General features: G+C 71.6%; 18 protein-coding genes. 11 read left to right on the top strand and 7 right to left on the bottom strand.

Annotation, left to right across the window (positions count from 1 at the left end):
- Positions 1-41: 41 nt before the first annotated feature.
- A complete protein-coding gene (locus QM626_RS03455) occupies positions 42-1,607 on the bottom strand; it encodes an ABC transporter substrate-binding protein (protein ID WP_415073999.1) in 1,566 nt (521 codons plus the stop codon).
- 356 nt (positions 1,608-1,963) lie between these two features.
- On the opposite strand from QM626_RS03455, the gene QM626_RS03460 reads away from it, so the two are divergent.
- The 5 genes from QM626_RS03460 (at position 1,964) to QM626_RS03480 (ending at position 5,242) form a co-directional block, all read left to right on the top strand.
- A complete protein-coding gene (locus tag QM626_RS03460; protein ID WP_415074001.1) occupies positions 1,964-2,662 on the top strand; it encodes a class II aldolase/adducin family protein in 699 nt (232 codons plus the stop codon).
- Between the two features lie 126 nt (positions 2,663-2,788).
- Positions 2,789-3,211 carry a PadR family transcriptional regulator gene (locus tag QM626_RS03465; protein ID WP_415074003.1) on the top strand — a complete coding sequence of 141 codons (423 nt, stop codon included), beginning with the start codon at positions 2,789-2,791 and terminating at the stop codon, positions 3,209-3,211.
- Positions 3,212-3,471: 260 nt separating this feature from the next.
- Positions 3,472-3,930 carry a pyridoxamine 5'-phosphate oxidase family protein gene (locus QM626_RS03470; protein ID WP_415074005.1) on the top strand — a complete coding sequence of 153 codons (459 nt, stop codon included), beginning with the start codon at positions 3,472-3,474 and terminating at the stop codon, positions 3,928-3,930.
- Positions 3,931-4,030: 100 nt separating this feature from the next.
- Positions 4,031-4,447, top strand: coding sequence for a VOC family protein (locus QM626_RS03475; RefSeq protein ID WP_415074007.1), 417 nt, complete (start codon positions 4,031-4,033; stop codon positions 4,445-4,447).
- Positions 4,448-4,450: 3 nt separating this feature from the next.
- Entirely contained in the window at positions 4,451-5,242 is a 792-nt protein-coding gene (locus QM626_RS03480; protein WP_415074009.1) for an alpha/beta fold hydrolase, read from the top strand.
- A gap of 146 nt (positions 5,243-5,388) precedes the next feature.
- Here QM626_RS03480 and QM626_RS03485 read toward each other — a convergent pair whose 3' ends face one another.
- The gene (locus QM626_RS03485; protein ID WP_415074011.1) at positions 5,389-5,949 is read right to left on the bottom strand and encodes a manganese efflux pump MntP family protein; all 561 of its coding nucleotides are present in this window, start codon (positions 5,947-5,949) and stop codon (positions 5,389-5,391) included.
- Positions 5,950-6,052: 103 nt separating this feature from the next.
- On the opposite strand from QM626_RS03485, the gene QM626_RS03490 reads away from it, so the two are divergent.
- Both QM626_RS03490 and QM626_RS03495 read left to right on the top strand, forming a co-directional pair.
- A complete protein-coding gene (locus QM626_RS03490; RefSeq protein ID WP_415074013.1) occupies positions 6,053-7,135 on the top strand; it encodes an NADH:flavin oxidoreductase/NADH oxidase in 1,083 nt (360 codons plus the stop codon).
- A gap of 167 nt (positions 7,136-7,302) precedes the next feature.
- Complete coding sequence (locus tag QM626_RS03495) at positions 7,303-7,566, top strand: hypothetical protein (protein WP_415074015.1); 264 nt, start codon at positions 7,303-7,305, stop codon at positions 7,564-7,566.
- Between the two features lie 7 nt (positions 7,567-7,573).
- Here QM626_RS03495 and QM626_RS03500 read toward each other — a convergent pair whose 3' ends face one another.
- The 5 genes from QM626_RS03500 to QM626_RS03520 are packed head-to-tail and all read right to left on the bottom strand — an operon-like array spanning position 7,574 to position 12,216.
- Positions 7,574-9,199, bottom strand: coding sequence for an MDR family MFS transporter (locus tag QM626_RS03500; protein WP_415074017.1), 1,626 nt, complete (start codon positions 9,197-9,199; stop codon positions 7,574-7,576).
- A complete protein-coding gene (locus QM626_RS03505; RefSeq protein WP_415074019.1) occupies positions 9,196-9,849 on the bottom strand; it encodes a TetR/AcrR family transcriptional regulator in 654 nt (217 codons plus the stop codon). Before QM626_RS03505 ends, QM626_RS03500 begins: the two co-directional genes overlap by 4 nt.
- 47 nt (positions 9,850-9,896) lie before the next feature.
- A complete protein-coding gene (locus QM626_RS03510) occupies positions 9,897-11,300 on the bottom strand; it encodes a DUF2252 domain-containing protein (RefSeq protein ID WP_415074021.1) in 1,404 nt (467 codons plus the stop codon).
- Between the two features lie 4 nt (positions 11,301-11,304).
- Positions 11,305-11,748, bottom strand: a complete 444-nt coding sequence (locus QM626_RS03515) for an Ohr family peroxiredoxin (RefSeq protein WP_415074023.1) — start codon at positions 11,746-11,748, stop codon at positions 11,305-11,307.
- Between the two features lie 12 nt (positions 11,749-11,760).
- Positions 11,761-12,216 (bottom strand): MarR family winged helix-turn-helix transcriptional regulator, encoded by a 456-nt coding sequence (locus QM626_RS03520; RefSeq protein ID WP_415074025.1) that lies wholly within the window; start codon positions 12,214-12,216, stop codon positions 11,761-11,763.
- Positions 12,217-12,497: 281 nt separating this feature from the next.
- On the opposite strand from QM626_RS03520, the gene QM626_RS03525 reads away from it, so the two are divergent.
- From QM626_RS03525 to QM626_RS03540, 4 genes are all read left to right on the top strand, one after another.
- Positions 12,498-13,352 (top strand): sulfurtransferase, encoded by an 855-nt coding sequence (locus QM626_RS03525; protein WP_415074027.1) that lies wholly within the window; start codon positions 12,498-12,500, stop codon positions 13,350-13,352.
- Positions 13,353-13,550: 198 nt separating this feature from the next.
- A complete protein-coding gene (locus tag QM626_RS03530) occupies positions 13,551-14,555 on the top strand; it encodes a PLP-dependent cysteine synthase family protein (RefSeq protein WP_415074029.1) in 1,005 nt (334 codons plus the stop codon).
- On the top strand, positions 14,552-15,709 hold the full coding sequence (locus QM626_RS03535) for a cystathionine gamma-synthase (protein ID WP_415074031.1): 1,158 nt from the start codon (positions 14,552-14,554) through the stop codon (positions 15,707-15,709). Before QM626_RS03530 ends, QM626_RS03535 begins: the two co-directional genes overlap by 4 nt.
- Before the next feature lie 77 nt (positions 15,710-15,786).
- Positions 15,787-17,478: a hypothetical protein gene (locus QM626_RS03540; protein ID WP_415074033.1), complete on the top strand. Its 1,692-nt coding sequence runs from the start codon at positions 15,787-15,789 to the stop codon at positions 17,476-17,478.
- Positions 17,479-17,489 lie beyond the last annotated feature (11 nt).

Here is a 17,489-nt window from a genome sequence, read left to right on the forward strand (position 1 = left end):
CGGGACACGCCGGGGCGCCTGCGGCTCACGGCGTCAGCGCGTCAAGACCCTGCGTTGGTCCACAGGTCCTCGGGCAGCGGCGAGCCGGTGCCGCCGTCGAGCACGATGCCCTGTGCCGTGCTGGTCGAGACGGTGCCGGAGAGCACCCGAGCGAACCAGGCGACGGGGGTGACCGCGGCCAGGCGCTCGGCGACCGTGGTGTAGGCCTCCTGCTGGGCCTCGGTCGTGGTGGCCGTCTGAGCGGCGGTCAGCGCGGCGTCGAGCTCGGGGTCGTCGATGCCCGACGCGTTGCGCGATGACGTGCTGGAGAAGTTCAGCGACAGGCTCGAACCGGGGGTGATGAACGACGAGATGCCCAGCAGCACCTGGAACGCCTTCTGCCCGTAGACCGCGCCCGAGTCGGCCGACGTCTTGGCGTCGAGCGTGACGGTCACGTTGTCATAGGTGCTCAGCTGCGCCTGCACCGCCTCGGCGACGATCTTGTCGGCGTCGCTCAGCGTGGTGAACGAGAACGACAACGGCGTGCCGGCATCGGCCAGCTCGTCGAAGACCTCCTGTGCGGCGTCGTGGTCGTAGGTCTGCAGGGTGACGTCGTTGTAGAGCGGGCTCTCCTCGGCGAACAGCTTGTCGACCAGGGTGGCGCCGCCGGAGTAGACGGCCTCGTTGAGCGCTTCGAAGTCGATCGCCTCGGTGACGGCCTGGCGCACGGTGACGTCGTCGAACGGTGCGGTGCGCGTGTTGAACGTCAGGAAGCGCCCCCCGGAGGTCGGCAGCTGCGTGACCGTCAGGTCGGCGCTCTCCGCCTTGCTGACGGCGGCCCAGTCGGTCTCCATCGACAGTTGCGCACCGTCCGTGGCCAGCGTGTTCACGCGCTGCGTGACGTCGGTGACCGGGGTGATGTGCAGCTCGTCGAGGTACGGCTTCGGCGCGTTCCAGTAGTTGTCGTTGCGGACCAGGTCGATCGTGCCGCCGCTGGTCCAGCTGTCGAGGGTGAAGGGACCGGCGCCGATCGGGTCGGCGTCGAACGCCTCCTCGCCGGCCTCGAGCGCGGCGGGCTTCGCGATCCAGTTCAGGCCGGACACCGCGATCTGTCCGGCGAAGTCGGGGGTCGCCGCGGTCAGCACGACCTGCAGGTGCGTGTCGTCGACCACCGTGGTCGAGGCGATGTAGGCCGCGATGGTCTGCGAGCTGGAGGTCGTATCGGCCTTGATCGCGTCCCAGTTGTCAGCGACGTCGCTGGCGGTCAGCGGGGTGCCGTCGGAGTATTCGAGGCCGTCCTGCAGCGTCAGGGTGAAGGTCGTGCCGCCGTCGGTCGAGGAGAAGTCGGTCGCCATCGAGTACTCGATGTCGCCGGAGCTGGTGTCCTCGTACACCAGGTTGCCGTACAGCGAGTTGCCGAGGAACGCGGTCTGCTGCAGCGAGTTCTGAAGCGACGCCGGCGTCAGATTGGTCGGCGACGCCTGCTGGAGCACGGTCAGCGAACCGCCGGAGACGGGCTCGGAGTCGGTGCTGCCGGAATCGTCGGCATCGCTGCCGGAGCAGCCGGTCAGCGCCAGCGCGGCGACGGCCGCCGCCGCTGCGCTCAGGAGGAGCTTCGTTCGGAGCATTTCTTGCCTTTCGGGTGTGTGACGTGCGGCGGGGGACTGCGTCGTCTTTCCTCGCTGCCGCCTCCGTCGTGGATGCCCTCGTTCGCCGTCACATGCTCCTATCACGTGATGACGGTCTCGGGCGGTGCAAGGTGCGTCACGTGGATGTCCGGGTCTGCTGTGACCAGAAGGCCAGGACGTCTTCGTTCGGCGTGAGGACTACTCCACCACCTGCGGATGCCCCGAGTCGAGGCGACGGCGGATGGTGTTCGGCAATCATATGATGCATATCGTGATGTATCACTAATGTCGCCTGAACAGACCGGGCGAACGCGGGCGGATCCGTCCGCCATGGATTCGAACAGGAAGTGGGACACGTGGCTGAGCACGACGAGGACGTCGCGGTGGAGAAGGTCGTCGCAGGATGCCGCGTGCTGGGCGCGGGCGACTACGGCGACCCGGTGTGGGGACACGTCTCCCTCCGGGACCCGGCGGCGCGCGGGCTGTGGATGAAGGCCGGTCCCCGCGGATTCGACGAGGTGGGCGCGGCGGATGTGGTGCTCATCGACCTCGACGGCGACAGACTCGCCGGCGAGGGGTCGGTGCCGTTCGAGTACCCGATCCACACCGAGGTGCTGCGTGCGCGTCCCGACGTCGGCAGCGTCGTCCATTGCCACGCGCCGTTCTCGATCGCCCTCGCCGCGACGGGCCAGGACCTCATCGCGTTCTCCAACGGCGCCGGGCCGTTCTCCGGCGGAGTTCCGCGATTCGAGCAGCCGATCGGGCTCATCCGCACCCGGGAGCTCGGCGAGGCGCTCGCGCAGACGCTGGGATCGGCGCGAGCCCTGTTCCTCGTCGGCCATGGTCTGGTGGCGGTCGGCTCCTCGGTCGAGACGGCGGTCGCGGCGACGGTGCTGCTGGAGCGGGCGGCCGAGCTGCAGCTGCTCGCCGCGGCGGCCGGCGGGGTGGCGCCCGAGCTCCGTCACCCGGGCGACCGTTACGCGCACACGCAGTCCGATGCCTACCTCCTCCGGACGTGGGACCACCTGGATCGTAAGGTGAAGGCAGCCCGCTGATGGCACTCGGTGTCGGATCCCCCGGCATCCCGTCGCCATGCAGCCGGTAGCATCATCGGGGATCGGAGACAGATGGCAAGGGAACGAGGAGGCGCGGTCCCCGGCGGGCGGGCCGTGCGGCGGGGAATGGTCCCCGATCTGGTGCTGGCCGCCCTCCTGGACGGCCCGGCGCACGGGTACGAGCTCATGGACCGGCTCGAGCAGTCCAGCGGCGGCACATGGCGGCCGAGCCCCGGCTCGGTCTATCCGCTGCTGCAGATGTTCGAGGAGAAGGGCTACGTCCGCAGCAGCGCCGCGAGAGGCCGTCGCCGCTTCGCGCTGACCGACGAGGGCCGCGCCTATGCCGACGAACGCGGTGTCGAGGCCGTGGTCGAGAGCTTCCACATCGACTCGCCGCACCTCGATCTGCGTGCCGAGATGCAGCAGGTGCACTCGGCGGTCCGCCAGATCTCGTCGGCGGGCACGAACGAGCAGATCGACCTCGCGATCGGCCTGCTCCGCTCGACCCGCCAGGCGATCTACGGGATGCTGGGCGGCCGCTCCGACTGATCGACGCCTCCGCGCGCCGGTGGACACGGTCTCCTTTACCGATATATCGTGTGATCCCGCCGCGCGGATGCGGCGAGCGCGCTCGACATCCAGGTCGTGCTGCGCGGCGACGGCCCCCTGATGCCCGGCTCCGCCGTCGCCGATGTGCACCTGGAGGGATCCTGCGGATCCTGCACGCCAAGTTTGCAGTTGCCGATGACCGACTATCGAGATATGTCATTATCCTCGGTACTCGACAGCGACCCGGAGGAGAACCGCTCATGCCCGCCGAACCCACCGCCATCGACCTGCGCCCGCTGGCCGAGGCGCTCGACAGCGCCATGGCGCGCGAGCGCCCCGTCGTCATCGCGGTCGTCGACGTGAACGGCGATCCGGCCGTCACCTTCCGTGGCAGCGTCCAGGTCTACTCGCCGGACCAGCTCTCGCTCTGGGTTCGCAAGGAGGACACCGGCTTCGCGGCGGACATCCAGAAGAACCCGCGGGTGAACGTCCTCTACTACGACCCGCAGCAGGGCCCGGACGGCAGGTCGTCGCGTCGCGTGGCGCTCACGGGACGCGCTCGCCTGGCGCCCGAGCTCAACGAGCAGATCTGGAACTCGATCCCCGAGCCCGAGAAGGAGCGCACCTCCCTCGGGAAGGGCGTCGCCGCGATCGTCGACGTCGACGCCGTCGACGGATTCGGCGGGCAGGGGCCCGTCACCCAGCGCCGCGGGCTCTGACCCGTCCGCCTTGACATGCTCAGGGCGCGGCTCTAGCATCGCAAGTGATAGATCGCGATACATCATTAGAGTGATCCACCCGAACCGAAAGGCACGCAGAATGGTTGCTGGCAACAAGCGGGATGCGCACAGCATCCACCACGTCAACTTCCCCATCACCGACCCCGAGAAGACGTACGAGTGGTACCACGACGTCCTCGGCATGGAGCGCTTCGTGCCGTCGCGTCGCTCCGGCGGTGCCAACGAGCCCACGCGCATGGCGCTGCTCATGACCCACGGCGAGCGCGGCGACTTCGACCTGCACTTCTCGCCGGTCGACCACGTCGACCCCAAGCAGCACTACCACTTCGCCATCGAGGTGGAGGACTTCGACGAGTTCCTCGTCAAGCTCACCGAGCTGGGCGTGCCCTTCGACGAGCCCTACCGTCGTCCGCAGAACAACTCGGCGACCACCACCATCCGCGACCCTGACGGCCACCACGTCGAGATCGTGTGGCACGGCGATCGCGAGTGGTGATCGATGCCCACGGTCTCCGAGGACGACTTCGACGTCTACTACGAGGTGCACGGCGAGGGTACCCCTCTCGTGTTCCTCCACGGTGGCGGCGGCAACCATGCGGCGTGGTATCAGCAGCTGCCGCACTTCGAGAAGAACTACAAGGTCGTCCTGATCGACCTTCCCGGTTTCGGCCTGTCCACGGTCAGGAACGGGAAGTACGACATGTCCATCCACGTCCCCGCGATCGAGGCGGTCGTCGAGGACCTGGGCATCGACGAGAAGGTCTTCATCGTCAGCCAGTCGCTGGGCGGCTACGGCTCGCTCGTCTACACCGTCGACAACCCGGACAGGGTCGCCGGCCTCGTCATGGCGAGCACGCTGGGCCCGTTCGGCGAGGAGATGGCCGAGCTCGCCAAGGTCGGCCGGGCCTCGGTCGCCCACCTGAGCGTCGCGGACTTCCTGCTGACCAAGGAGTTCCAGGAGGACGAGCCGGCGCGCGTCGCCCTGTTCTTCCAGCTGGGCAGCTTCAACGAGACCGGTCCGGGGCGGCCGAACCGTCTGAAGGCGACGCTGGCGGGGACCGTGCCGCTGCAGAAGGTGCGCGAGGCGATCGCCGCCGGCGTGCAGCTCACCGTGATCGAGGGCGGAGCGGACGTCATGGCATACCGGCCCGCGTACGCGAAGCTGCGTGAGCTGGTGCCGACGGCCGATGTCCGCCTGGTCGAGGGCGCCCCGCACTCCGACTACTGGGAGAACCCGGAACGGTTCAACACGGTCGTCGACGAGGCGCTCGCGAAGGTCTACGGGGCCTGACCCCCACCTGCCCACGGAGGCGGGTGCGCAGCGGCCGCCTCCTCGGCTCCCCGCCCCGGCGGAGGCGAGTCATCGTGCCCGGGCTCCTCCTACCGGGCGATCCCCGCGGCCCCGCACGATGACTCGCCCCCACCGGGGAGCGCGCGTCACGCGAGCAGGTGCTCGAGCAGGATCTTCACGCCGATCCCGATGAGCACGAGACCGCCGACGATCTCGGCCGGGGTCTGGAAGCGCTCGCCGGCGCGGCGCCCCAGGAGCACGCCGCCGTAGGAGACGACCGCCGTGGTCACGCCGATGACCAGCACGGCGGGCACGATCGCGACGTGCAGGAACGCGAAGCTGAGGCCGACCGCGAGCGCGTCGATGCTGGTGGCCACCCCGAGCGCGAGCAGCTCGCGCAGACGCACCCGGCCGCGTCGGACGGGCTCGTGCTGGTGCCGGACCGCCTCCCACAGCATCCTGCCCCCGATGAGCGCGAGCAGCCCGAACGCGAGCCAGTGGTCGAACGGCGCGATGAATCCGCTCAGCTGCGCCCCGACGGCCCAGCCGATGAGCGGCATCAGCGCCTGGAACACGCCGAACACGGCCGCGACGGCCAGCGCTGTGCGCCGCAGGCGGGCCCGGGCGCGCACCCCCTGCGTCAGGGCGACCGCGAACGCATCCGCGGAGACGCCGACCGCGACCAGCAGCAGGTTGAGCACGGACATGCGGGGACACTCCGGAATGGAAGGGGACCCGGGTATGTTCACAGATTCCGGCCGCGAATATCGTTCGGCCTTCCGAAACCCGACCCCCGTTGCAGGAGGACCGATGCCCCGCGAACCCCGGCTGTTCACCCCGATCAGACTGCGCGGCGTCGAGGCGCGGAACCGGCTGTGGGTGCCTCCGATGTGCCAGTACTCGGTGGTGGCGCAGGACGGCGTGCCGACCGACTGGCATCTCGTGCACCTGGGCGCGCTCGCCCGCGGCGGGGCGGGCGTCGTCATCGCCGAGGCGACCGCCGTGGTGCCCGAGGGGCGCATCAGCCCGCAGGATCTCGGGCTATGGGACGACGCCCAGCGCGACGCGTTCGCGCCGATCGTCGACTTCATCCATTCGCAGGGCGCGCTCGCCGGCATCCAGCTCGCCCACGCGGGCCGCAAGGGCTCGACGTATCGCCCGTTCGACGCGGCCGGGAGCGGGTCCGTCCCCCTCCACGACGGCGGCTGGCGGACGGTCGCGCCCAGCGCGATCGCCTTCGACGACCTCGACGAGCCGCTCGCCCTGGATCTCGACGGCATCCACGCCGTCGTCGACGCCTTCGCGGCGGCGGCGCGTCGCGCGGTGTCGGCCGGCTTCGACCTGCTCGAGCTGCACGCCGCGCACGGCTACCTGCTGCACGAGTTCCTCTCGCCGCTGAGCAACCGTCGCACGGACGAGTACGGCGGGTCGCTGGAGGGCCGAGCCCGTCTCGTCCTCGAGGTCGTGGCGGCCGTGCGCGCCGCGATCGGCGAGGAGGTGCCGGTGCTGGTCCGCTTCTCGGCCACCGACTGGGCCGACGGCGGCCTGACGGTCGACGAGGTCGCCACTGTCGCCGGGTGGGCCGCAGAGCGGGGCGCGGACCTGTTCGACGTCTCCAGCGGTGGGGTCGTGTCCGGCGCGCGCATCCCGGTCGGGCCGGGCTACCAGCTGCCGCTCGCGGCGGCCGTGCGCGCTGCGACCGGGATGCCGGTGGCGGCGGTGGGCCTCATCGATCAGTCGTTCCAGGCCGAGCAGGCCCTCGTGGCAGGGCAGGCCGACGTGGTGCTGGCCGGACGGCAGATGCTGCGCGACCCGAACTTCGCGATCCGCGCCGCCCGCGAGCTGGGGGCCGCCGCCCCGGTCCCGCTGCAGTACGAGCGCGCCTACCTGTAGCACGTCGGGGCGGCGAACGAAAGGGGCGATCCGCGGCGCGCTCGCGCGGTCACAATCGGAGCATCCACCACGAACGGAGCGACGATGATGCACGCAGATCCGTTGTTCGACGCCCTCCCTCCCACCGAGCCGATCGAGTTGCCGTGGCTCGCCGAACAGGGTGCGCCATGAGCACTCTGTCGCGGGACGCGCATCTCCTCGTGCCCGACGTCCTGCCGCCCGCCGCCGAGGTCGATGCCGACGAGATCGCTCTCGAGCGCACCGGCTTCGACTCCTACGCGCTGGTCCGGGGCATGATGGTGGTCGGCTTCGTCGAGGTGGTCGGCCGGGTCCACGTGGTCTATCAGGGCGCGCGGATGGACCGCGCCGTCGAGATCGCCCAGGTGCTCGACCTCGCCGCGGCGGTGCGGGTGCTCGCGGACGTGCTCTGACCGCGCGTCAGGTGTGGTCTCGGACACCCCGATCGGGCGTGGTCGCCGTGCGCTGCGCCGCCTCGAGCAACTCGGCCTCCTCGCCCCCGATCGCCTCGCCGCGCGCCACGAGGCCGGCGACGTCGGAGAGCGGGATCTGGCGCAAGAACAGCGCGAGCACCAGCGCGATCACGATGAACGGCACCAGATACCAGAACACCGGGGCCAGGGCGTCGGCGTAGGCGTCGACCACGCCGGTGCGCACCGCCTCCGGCAGCTGGTCCAGCGTGGACGGGTCGATGCTGGAGCTCGCGCTGGCCGCGTCCGACGCCGACGCGCCCGCCTCGGTGAACACCCGCGTGAGGTTCTCGGTGAGCCGGCTCGTGAACAGGGTGCCGAACACCGCGGTCCCCAGTGCCGCGCCCACCTCGCGGAAGTAGTTGTTCGCGCTGGTGGCGGTGCCGATGTCGGCCGCCGGGACGGCGTTCTGCACGACCAGCACGACGACCTGCATGATCAGGCCGAGACCCGCGCCGAAGACGAACAGGTAGACGCAGATCAGCCAGATCGGGGTCGCCGCCTCGAGCGTGGTCATGCACACCATCGCGATGCCGGTGAGGACCGCCCCCATGATCGGGTAGATCTTGTACTTCCCGGTCCTGGTGATCAGGATGCCGGAGACGATCGAGGTCCCCATCAGTCCCGCCATCATCGGCAGCATGAGCAGGCCGGACGCCGCGGCCGAGGTGCCGGAGGACATCTGCAGGAACGTGGGCACGAAGCCGATGGCGGCGAACATGCCGATGCCCAGGGCCAGGCCGATCGCGGTGGCGTTCACGAAGATCGGGTTGCGGAACATCGACAGCGGCATGACCGGGTCCTCGGCGCGCGCCTCGGTGATCACGAACAGCGCGATCGCGACGACGAGACCCGCGCCCCAGCCCCAGGTCGCGAGCGACGCCCAGCCGATGTCCGAGTCGCCGCCGAAGTCGGTGAACAGGATGAGACAGGTCGTCGCCGCCGAGAGGAACAGCACGCCGAGCCAGTCGATGCGCTTCTCGGCGCGCTTGTTCGGCAGCTTGAGGGCGACCAGCGCGATGACGAACGCGGCGATGCCCACGGGGATGTTGATGTAGAACGCCCACTGCCAGGTGAGGTGGTCGACGAAGAGGCCGCCCAGGAGCGGGCCGGCGACGGCGGAGAGGCCGAAGATGCCGCCGAGCGGTCCCAGGTACTTGCCGCGCTCGTTGGCGGGGACGATGTCGGCGATGATCGCCTGCGACAGGATCATGAGCCCGCCGCCGCCGAGGCCCTGCACCGCGCGGAACGCGACGAAGGTCCAGAAGTCGCCGGCGAAGGCGCAGGCCAGCGACGCGAGCGTGAAGATCGCGATCGCGGCGAGGAACAGGCGGCGCCGGCCCAGCACATCGCCGAACTTGCCGTAGATCGGCATGACGATCGTCGTGGCGAGGATATAGGCGGTGGTGATCCACACCTGGTGGTCGACGCCGCCGAGCTGACCGACGATCGTGGGCATCGCGGTGGAGACGATCGTCTGGTCGAGACTGGCCAGCAGCATCCCGGCGATCAGCGCCGAGAAGATGATCCAGATCCGCCGCTTGGTCAGCAGCAGGGGTGCGTCGAGCGTGGTCACGCGTGTCCTTCCAGGAGTGAGGCCGCCTGTGTGGCGAACAGGTCGCGGGCAGCCCGCATGTGGCGGGCGAAGACGACGTCGAAGGACTCGGCGCCCTCGGCGTGCAGGTACTCCCCGGTGGCCGCTCGCGCGAGGGCGCCGACGGTGAGCGCGGCCACCTGCGCGCGCAGATCGCCGGGCTCGAGCCCTTCGCGCTGCACGATCAGGCGTGCGTCGTCCTGCTCGCCCTGGGCGCCGAGGTCGAGCATGCGGCCCAGCAGCCGGGGCTCCCGGTGCATCGCGGCGAACAGCTCTCGCGCCGTGTCGGGGGCGATGTCCATCGTGCGCCATCGTTCGAGCGCGAGCTCGGCGAGGTCGTCGAGGAGAGTGGGGGAGATGTCGCCGGACGCGGTCCCGCCGGCCACGAAGGCCGCGGTGAGCTCCTCGTCGCCGCGGTGGAGCGGGATGCCGAGCACCGCGTCCTCCTTCGAGGCGAAGTAGTTGAAGAAGGTGCGGCGGGAGAGGCCCGCCTGCTCGCACAGCTCCTCGACGGTGAACCCGTGCAGGCCGTGGGCGGCGGTCGCGGCGCGAGCGAGGCGGATGAGGGTGCGAGCCGTCTCGGTGCGCCGTCGGGCACGCGATCCTTCTGCACTCTCATTCACATAGTGCATTATTGCATGATCGTGCCGAGAGTGCACAAATCGGAAGGACGAGGAGTTCAGCCCGCCGGCGCCTGCGCGCCGAGGAAGGCCTCGTAGTCGCGTCCGCTGAGCTCGGCGTACGCCTCGGACCAGTCGAGGATCGCGTCGGCGATCACGCGGCCCCCGCCGATGTACCCGGCGACGGCGGCGGCGTTCGCGGACTGGCTGTGGGCGCGGGCGAGGGTGATCGCGCACGCCTGCGCGTAGTTCGCGAACGGGACGTCGTCGAGCGTCTCGGCCTCGATGCCGCCCTTCATGTCGTGGAACTGTCGCACGTAGAGATCCACGCCGTCGGCCCGGAGGTAGCCGAGGAAGGGATCCGAGAGCGCCTGCAGCACGCGCTGCATGGCCACGACCCGGCCGCCTTCGCCGTGCCACGCGATGTGGTCGCGCAGGAGCCTGGGCTGCTCGATGCCCCCGTACTGTTCGAGCACGCTGCGCCCCGCCTCCTTCGACTGCATGATCAGGGCGTTGCCGTCACCGTCCTGCAGCAGCACGAGAGCGCACCGGGTGCCGACGCTGCCGACGCCCACCACGCGGCGGATGACGTCGGAGACCGTGTACGCGCTGATCAGCTGCCGCACGTCGGCCTGGGTGGTCTCGACGTATCGCAGGATGAACTCGTGCACGCGCCGGGCGAGGTCGGGACCGAGCGGGGTCATGGTCGGCGGCTGCGACACGAACCGCAGCCGCCCGTCGTCGCCGAGCGCGGTCAGCTTGCGCGTGGCCCGCTCGCCGGTGCGCCTCCGGGCGTCGCGGACGGCGGTGCGCAACGCCCTGCGCGACGCCGTGTCGAGCGTGTCGATGCCGGTGTCGGCGTCGAGGTGCGTGAAGTAGCGCGCGGTCGGACTGAGCGTGGCGGCGCGCGCGATCGCACCGGCGTAGGCGCGCACCGCGGCGCGGGCGGCATCCCGGGTCGTCCCCTCGTCGCGCGACGAGGCCTGTCCGGCGATGATCACGCTGGCGATCAGCCGCTTGAGGTCCCATTCCCACGGCGCCCACGCGGCCTCGTCGAAGTCGTTGAGATCGAAGACGAGAGTGCGCTGCGGGGAGGCGTAGAACCCGAAGTTGGAGACGTGCGCGTCGCCGCAGGACGGCACGAGGATGCCGCTGTGCGGGTCGGCGGCGAGGTCGGCGGCCATGAGGGCGGCGGTGCCGCGGTAGAACGTGAACGGGCTGGCCGACATCCGTTCCGCCCGCAGCGGGACGAGCTCGGGCACGCGGGTCGCGTTCTGGGCGGCGAGGATGCCGAGCGGGTCGCGCGCCGGCTGCGCCGTGAGGGTCGCGAGCAGGCGGCGCGGGTGTCGCCTGCGCTCGTCGCGTCCGGCGGCGGCATGCGCGGCGGCGGACGGCGGCCGCGTCCAGCCGGCGCCCAGCGCGTCGGCATCGGGAGCGATGGCGTGCGCGTTCGGGTCGGTCACCCGCTCATTCTGTCGCGGTCGCGGCTCGGTCCTCGACGACCCGGACGGTCACCTCGATGTTGCCGCGCGTCGCGTTCGAGTACGGGCAGACCTGGTGGGCGGCGTCGGCCAGCGCCTGTGCCTGGTCGTGCGGCAGATCCGGGACGACGACCTCGAGCTCGACGACGAGGCCGAACCCGCCCCCGCCGTCGGGGCCGATGCCCACCCGTGCGCCGACGCTCGTGTCGTGGATCGCGACCTTCTCGCGGCGCGCCACTGAGATCAGCGCGCTGTGGAAGCATGCCGCGTACCCCGCGGCGAACAGCAGCTCGGGGTTCGCGGCCCCGCCCGCGCCGCCCATCTCCTTCGGCACGCGCACGTCGATGTCGACGAGCCCGTCGGCGGTGCGCACGTGGCCGTTGCGGCCGTCGCCGGTCGCGAGGGCCTCTGCGGTGTAGATCGCGTCCATGGTGTCCTTTCGTCAGGCGGATGCCGTGGCATCCGCGGTCGGTTCGTCGGCGACGTGCAGGCTGCCGGTGACCCGGTGCAGCACATCGAGCAGCTCGCGGGCGCTCTCGAGGTTCAGGCCGAGACAGGATCCGACCTCCAGCGGGATGCCCTCCAGCTCGTCGCGCAGCGCCTCGCCCCGCTCGGTGAGGCGCACGGTGACCACGCGTCCGTCGGCGCGGTCGCGTGAACGCGTGAGGTATCCGGCATCGGCCATGCGCCGGAGCAGCGGCGAGAGCGTGCCGGAGTCCAGCGCCAGATCCGCGCCCAGCTCGCGGACGGTGCGCGGGCCGAGGTCCCACAGCTCCACGAGCACGAGGTACTGCGGGTAGGTGAGGCCCCACGGCTCGAGGAGCCGCCGATAGGCCTGCGTCGTCCCCCGGCTCGCGGAGTAGAGAGCGAAGCACACCATCTCGTCGACCACCGGCACGCGAAAAGTATTGCACGCAATCTAGTTGTGCACAACCTATATGACGCCGCGGCGCAAAAGACAGGACGGGTGCGGCTGAATGCGCCGGAAGGGGCCCATCGCGCGGCGTGTCGCGGGGCCTGCGCTGAGGTGTCCTGTCTTTTGAGCGACTGTCTTGAGCGGCGACCAGGCGAGCGACGCCGATACCCCTCGACGCCCCTGTGTGACGCGGCGTGACACGGCATGACGGGATGTTGCGGGGGAGCCTCGCCGGGGGCGGGTGGGCGGGTCAGGCTCGCAGGATGACGCATGTGATCGGGCCGACCGGGCTCGCCGCCGCGCTCGAGGCCGAGCGCCCGGTGCGGCTGCTCGACGTGCGGTGGCGGCTCGACCTGCCCGAGGGCCGTCCGTCGTATGTGTCCGGACATCTGCCGGGAGCTGTCTACGTCGATCTCGAGCAGGAGCTGGCCAATCCCGGGCACCCGGAGCAAGGGCGGCATCCGCTGCCCTCGCACGATGCGCTGCAGGCCGCGGTCGGCCGTTGGGGCGTCGACCGCGGCGACCTCGTCGTCGCCTACGACGACAACGACGGCGTGGCGGCCGCGCGGCTGTGGTGGCTGCTGCATCGCCGCGGGCTGGACGTGAAGGTGCTCGACGGCGGCGTGCGCGGCTGGGTCGAGGCGGGCGGCACGCTGCACTCGGGCGATGTGCGGCCGCGCCCCGGGAACGCGGAGCTGTCCGAGGCGGAGCCGGATGCGGCATCCATCGCCGACACCGTGCGAGCCGCGCTCGACGGGGCGCTCATCGATGCGCGCTCGCCGCAGCACTACCGGGGAACGGCGCCGACCCCCGACCCGGCGGCCGGCCACATCCCGGGCGCGATCAACGTGCCGACCATGGCGCACATCGACGCCGCCGGACGGCTGCGCGAGCCCGCCCGCATCCGTCGCACGTTCGCGGATGCCGGGGCGGCCGGCTCGGTGCCGCTGGTCGTCTACTGCAGCTCGGGCATCGCCGCCGCGCACTCCGCGCTCGCGCTCGCGCACGCCGGCGTGGCCGCCCGCGTGTTCCCCGGATCGTGGAGCCAGTGGTCGCGCGCCGCGGGGCGCCCGATCGCGACGGGGCCGACGCCGTGGGGCCGGGTCGCCGCCCGCTGATCCTCCGCTCGCGTCCGTGCGAGCTCGGCGGGACGGCGCCGAGTGGCGAGGCGGGTACCGGTCGTGTACGGTCGAGGGCGTGCTGACCTGTCGTTGTTGTCGCTGAGTGATCCTCCCGCGCCTCGTGCGCGCCTCACCGACCGACACCGACCACGCGCCCGCAGGCCTCGCCGCGGCGCTCAGCCCAGGGACTTCTCCATGCGTTACGCGAACAGCGTCGCCGACCTCGTCGGCCACACCCCCCTCGTCCGTCTGAACCGCGTCACCGCCGGCTGTGGTGCGACCGTGCTCGCCAAGGTCGAGTACTTCAACCCCGGCGGCTCCGCGAAGGACCGCATCGCCCGGAACATCGTCGACGCCGCCGAGCGCGACGGCCTGCTCGGCCCCGGGGGCACGATCGTCGAGCCCACCAGCGGCAACACCGGCGTCGGCCTGGCGCTGGTGGCCCAGCAGCGCGGCTACCGCATGATCTTCGTCGTGCCCGACAAGTTCGCGGGGGAGAAGGTCGCCGTCCTGCGGGCCTACGGCGCGGAGGTCGTGATGACCCCCACGAACGTGCCCCCCGAGCACCCCGACTCGTACTACAGCGTGTCCGACCGGCTCGCGAGCCAGATCCCCGGCGCGTTCAAGCCGAACCAGTTCGCCAACCCCAACGGCCCGCTCGGGCACTACCAGACGACGGGACCGGAGATCTGGGCCGACACCGACGGCCGGGTGACCCATTTCGTGGCCGGCATCGGCACCGGCGGCACGATCAGCGGCACCGGGCGGTACCTCAAGGAGGTCTCCGACGGCGCGGTGACCGTCATCGGCGCCGACCCGGTCGGCTCGATCTACTCCGGCGGCCCGGTCCACGGCTACGCCGTCGAGGGGGTCGGGGAGGACTTCCTGCCGGACACCTTCGACGCCACCGTCGTGGACGGCTACGAACGCATCCCGGACGCCGAGTCCTTCGCCATGACCCGTCGGCTCGCCCGCGAGGAGGCGCTGCTGGTCGGCGGCTCCAGCGGCATGGCCGTCACCGCCGCTCTGCGGGTCGCGCGCGACCTGCCCGCCGACGCCGTCGTGGTCGTGCTGCTGCCCGATCACGGCCGCGGCTACCTCAGCAAGATCTACGACGACGAATGGATGCGGGAGCGCGGCTTCGCCCTCACGGCCGAGCCGGCCGCATCCGTCACGACCCCCGCAGGAGCACACCGATGACCAATCCCGCCGCTCACGGCTTCGAGAGCCTGGCCGTGCACGCCGGCCAGGAGGCAGACCCTTCCACCGGCGCGGTCATCCCGCCGATCCACCTGTCCTCGACCTACGTCCAGGACGGCATCGGGGGTCTCCGCCAGGGCTACGAGTACGGCCGCAGCGGGAACCCGACCCGCACCGCGCTGGAGGCGCAGCTGGCGGCGCTGGAAGGCGGCGCCCACGGCATCTCGTTCGCCTCGGGCCTGGCCGCCGAGGACGCCCTGCTGCGGGCCGTGCTGCGACCGGGGGACGAGGTCCTGCTCGGCAGCGACGTCTACGGCGGCACCTACCGCCTGCTCGCCCGCATCCTCGGGCCGTGGGGCGTCGGGGTGCGGGTGGTCGACATGAGCGACCTGCCCGCCGTCGCCGCCGTGCTCATCGAGCGGCCCGCCCGCATCCTGTGGGTCGAGACGCCCTCGAACCCGCTGCTGAAGATCAGCGACATCGCCGGGCTGGCGCGGCTCGGTCACGACGCCGGCGCGCTGGTGGTCGTCGACAACACCTTCGCCTCGCCCGCGCTGCAGCGCCCCCTCGCGCTGGGCGCCGACGTGGTCGTGCACTCCACGACGAAATACCTGGGCGGCCACTCGGACGTCGTCGGCGGCGCCGTCGTCACCGGCGACGAGGCGCTCGCCGAGCAGGTGCGCTTCCTGCAGTTCGCGGCCGGCGCGGTCTCGGGCCCGCTGGACGCGTGGCTGACGACGCGGGGCATCAAGACGCTCGCGATCCGGATGCAGCGGCACAGCGAGAACGCGGATGCCGTCGCCCGGTTCCTGGCAGCCCACCACCGCGTCGCCCGGGTGTACTACCCGGGGCTCGAGTCCCACCCGGGCCACGACCTCGCCGCCCGCCAGATGACCGGCTTCGGCGGCGTCGTGTCCCTGGCGCTCGCCGACGGCCCCGCCGCGCGACGCTTCGCCGAGTCCACCCGGCTGTTCACCCTGGCCGAGTCGCTCGGCGGCGTCGAGTCCCTCGTGAACTACCCGGACGAGATGACGCACGCCTCGGTCCGGGGCACGGAGCTGGCCGTCCCGGTCGAGCTCGTGCGGCTCTCGGTGGGCATCGAGTCGGCCGACGATCTGATCGCGGATCTCGACGCGGCGTTGTCCGCTCTCTGACAGCGCGGTCCGGGGTCGTTAGAGTACGAGTCGGGGACGTCTCGGGTCCGTCCCCGTGAAGGGGCAGGGATGGGGCAGTGCAGCGCGCACGCGCCCGTCCGCCGCAGCGGTGGGCGATGGTCGTGAGAGTCCTCGCCCAGCGATGGTGGCGCGCCGTCACCGGGGGGCGTTTCTTCACCTGGTGGTCGGCGCTGGTCAGCCTGCCCGCCGCGCTGACGGCCCTCGGGGCGTTCGCGGGGGTCGATGCGGCCGCGCAGCTGCCGGCCGCGCTGCTCGCGTCGCTGCTGAGCTGGATGGTCTGCGTCGTGGTGGTGCTGCCCGCCGCGTGGGCCGAGCGTCTGCTCGTCAGCTCCGGGGGCCGTGCGGTCGCGGTGCTCGCGGCCGTCGTCGTGGTCTCGGTCCTGCGGCCGCCGCTGAACGACCTGCTCTTCGGCGGGTCCCCGGTCGGCACGAGCATCGCCGAGTGGCCGCTGCGGATGCTGACCAATGCGATCAGCTGGCTCGTGCTGATGTCGATGGTCGCCGTCGCGGTCGACACGACCGTCACCGCGACAGCCGTCAACCGCCGGCTGCGCGAAGCCCTCGCCGTGCTCGGCGGGGGCGGCGGGTACGACGACACGATGCGCCGTGCCCGTGCACGCGTGGTCTTCACGGTCGGTGAGCTTCGTCGCCGCGTCGACGCGCTGCGGCACGGCGTCGTCGACTTCGAGCGCGTGCGTGGATTCTCCGAGGACGTCCGCGCCGCCAGCCACCGGCTCGACGCCGGAGCGGACCAGGCGACCTCGTCGGGCACGGTCGGGCTGCCGTCGATGTGGGCCAGGCTGGCCCCGCCGCCGGTGGGCTTCGTGGGGGTGCTCTACATCGTGGCCTCGATCCCGTACGCGTCCCACATCCTCCCGCCGCTCGAGCTGCTGGCCTGTGCGCTGGCCCTGCTGGCGGTCGCGGTGATCGCCGACCTGCTGCTGCGGATCGTCGCGCGTCGCCGTGCCGCTTCGACCCGCGGCATCCTGATCGTGGTGTTCGCCGTCGTCACCGGCGCCGTGCTCTCACTGGCGTTCCTGCCGGTCGTCGACGGGCCGGTGGCGCTGATCTCGCTCCTCGCCTTCCCGCTGCTGACCGTGCTCGCGGCGATCGCCGAGGCCGCGATCCTCCGGTCGGACAATGAGCAGCGCTGGCTCACGCAGGCGCTCGCCGCGGTCCGGGGGCCGGGCGGGCGGAGCCCCGGCTCCGCACCGGAGGTCCTCCGCGCGGCGGCCGCGTCCCTCCACGGCGCCGTGCAGGGACGGTGCGTCGTGTTCGCCGCGACGCTCGACGACGACGTCGCGACCCGTGAGCAGACCGAGACGTTCATCGCGGCGGTCCACCGGGCGCTGGACCACGTCGTGTCGCCGCAGGACCGGGGCCCGGAGGAGGATCCGCTCGGTGCGCTCCTGTCGGTGTGGTCGCAGGTGATGCAGATCGACTGCGACATCGACCTGGACGCGGCCACCGGGATGCGTGACCCGGCGACGGCTCGCCAGGTCGCCGACATCGCCAGCGAGGCCTTCGTGAACGCGGTCAAGCATTCCGCGGCCAAGCAGGCGACCGTGCGCCTGCGCGCCACCGGCCCCCGGCAGCAGCGATGCCTCGAGGTCGAGGTCGCCAGTCCCGGGGTCCTGCGCGGCGCGGTGCGGCGCCGCGGGGTCGGGCAGCTCGGCCGCCGGGCGCGGCTGACCCAGCGCGGCCGCGAGGTCGTGCTCGTGGCCGTCGTCCCGGTCGGCGCGCGCTGAGCCCCGGCGGC

The sequence above is a fragment of the Microbacterium sp. genome, assembly GCF_047606385.1.
Lineage (GTDB): Bacteria > Actinomycetota > Actinomycetes > Actinomycetales > Microbacteriaceae > Microbacterium.

Coding starts and splice junctions, on each gene's coding strand:
- QM626_RS03530 (WP_415074029.1), top strand. CDS start 13,551: ATGCGTTACGCGAACAGCGTCGCCGACCTCGTCGGCCACACCCCCCTC.
- QM626_RS03455 (WP_415073999.1), bottom strand. CDS start 1,607: ATGCTCCGAACGAAGCTCCTCCTGAGCGCAGCGGCGGCGGCCGTCGCC.
- QM626_RS03525 (WP_415074027.1), top strand. CDS start 12,498: ATGACGCATGTGATCGGGCCGACCGGGCTCGCCGCCGCGCTCGAGGCC.
- QM626_RS03490 (WP_415074013.1), top strand. CDS start 6,053: ATGCCCCGCGAACCCCGGCTGTTCACCCCGATCAGACTGCGCGGCGTC.
- QM626_RS03475 (WP_415074007.1), top strand. CDS start 4,031: ATGGTTGCTGGCAACAAGCGGGATGCGCACAGCATCCACCACGTCAAC.
- QM626_RS03470 (WP_415074005.1), top strand. CDS start 3,472: ATGCCCGCCGAACCCACCGCCATCGACCTGCGCCCGCTGGCCGAGGCG.
- QM626_RS03485 (WP_415074011.1), bottom strand. CDS start 5,949: ATGTCCGTGCTCAACCTGCTGCTGGTCGCGGTCGGCGTCTCCGCGGAT.
- QM626_RS03495 (WP_415074015.1), top strand. CDS start 7,303: ATGAGCACTCTGTCGCGGGACGCGCATCTCCTCGTGCCCGACGTCCTG.
- QM626_RS03505 (WP_415074019.1), bottom strand. CDS start 9,849: ATGCACTATGTGAATGAGAGTGCAGAAGGATCGCGTGCCCGACGGCGC.
- QM626_RS03480 (WP_415074009.1), top strand. CDS start 4,451: ATGCCCACGGTCTCCGAGGACGACTTCGACGTCTACTACGAGGTGCAC.
- QM626_RS03535 (WP_415074031.1), top strand. CDS start 14,552: ATGACCAATCCCGCCGCTCACGGCTTCGAGAGCCTGGCCGTGCACGCC.
- QM626_RS03465 (WP_415074003.1), top strand. CDS start 2,789: ATGGTCCCCGATCTGGTGCTGGCCGCCCTCCTGGACGGCCCGGCGCAC.
- QM626_RS03515 (WP_415074023.1), bottom strand. CDS start 11,748: ATGGACGCGATCTACACCGCAGAGGCCCTCGCGACCGGCGACGGCCGC.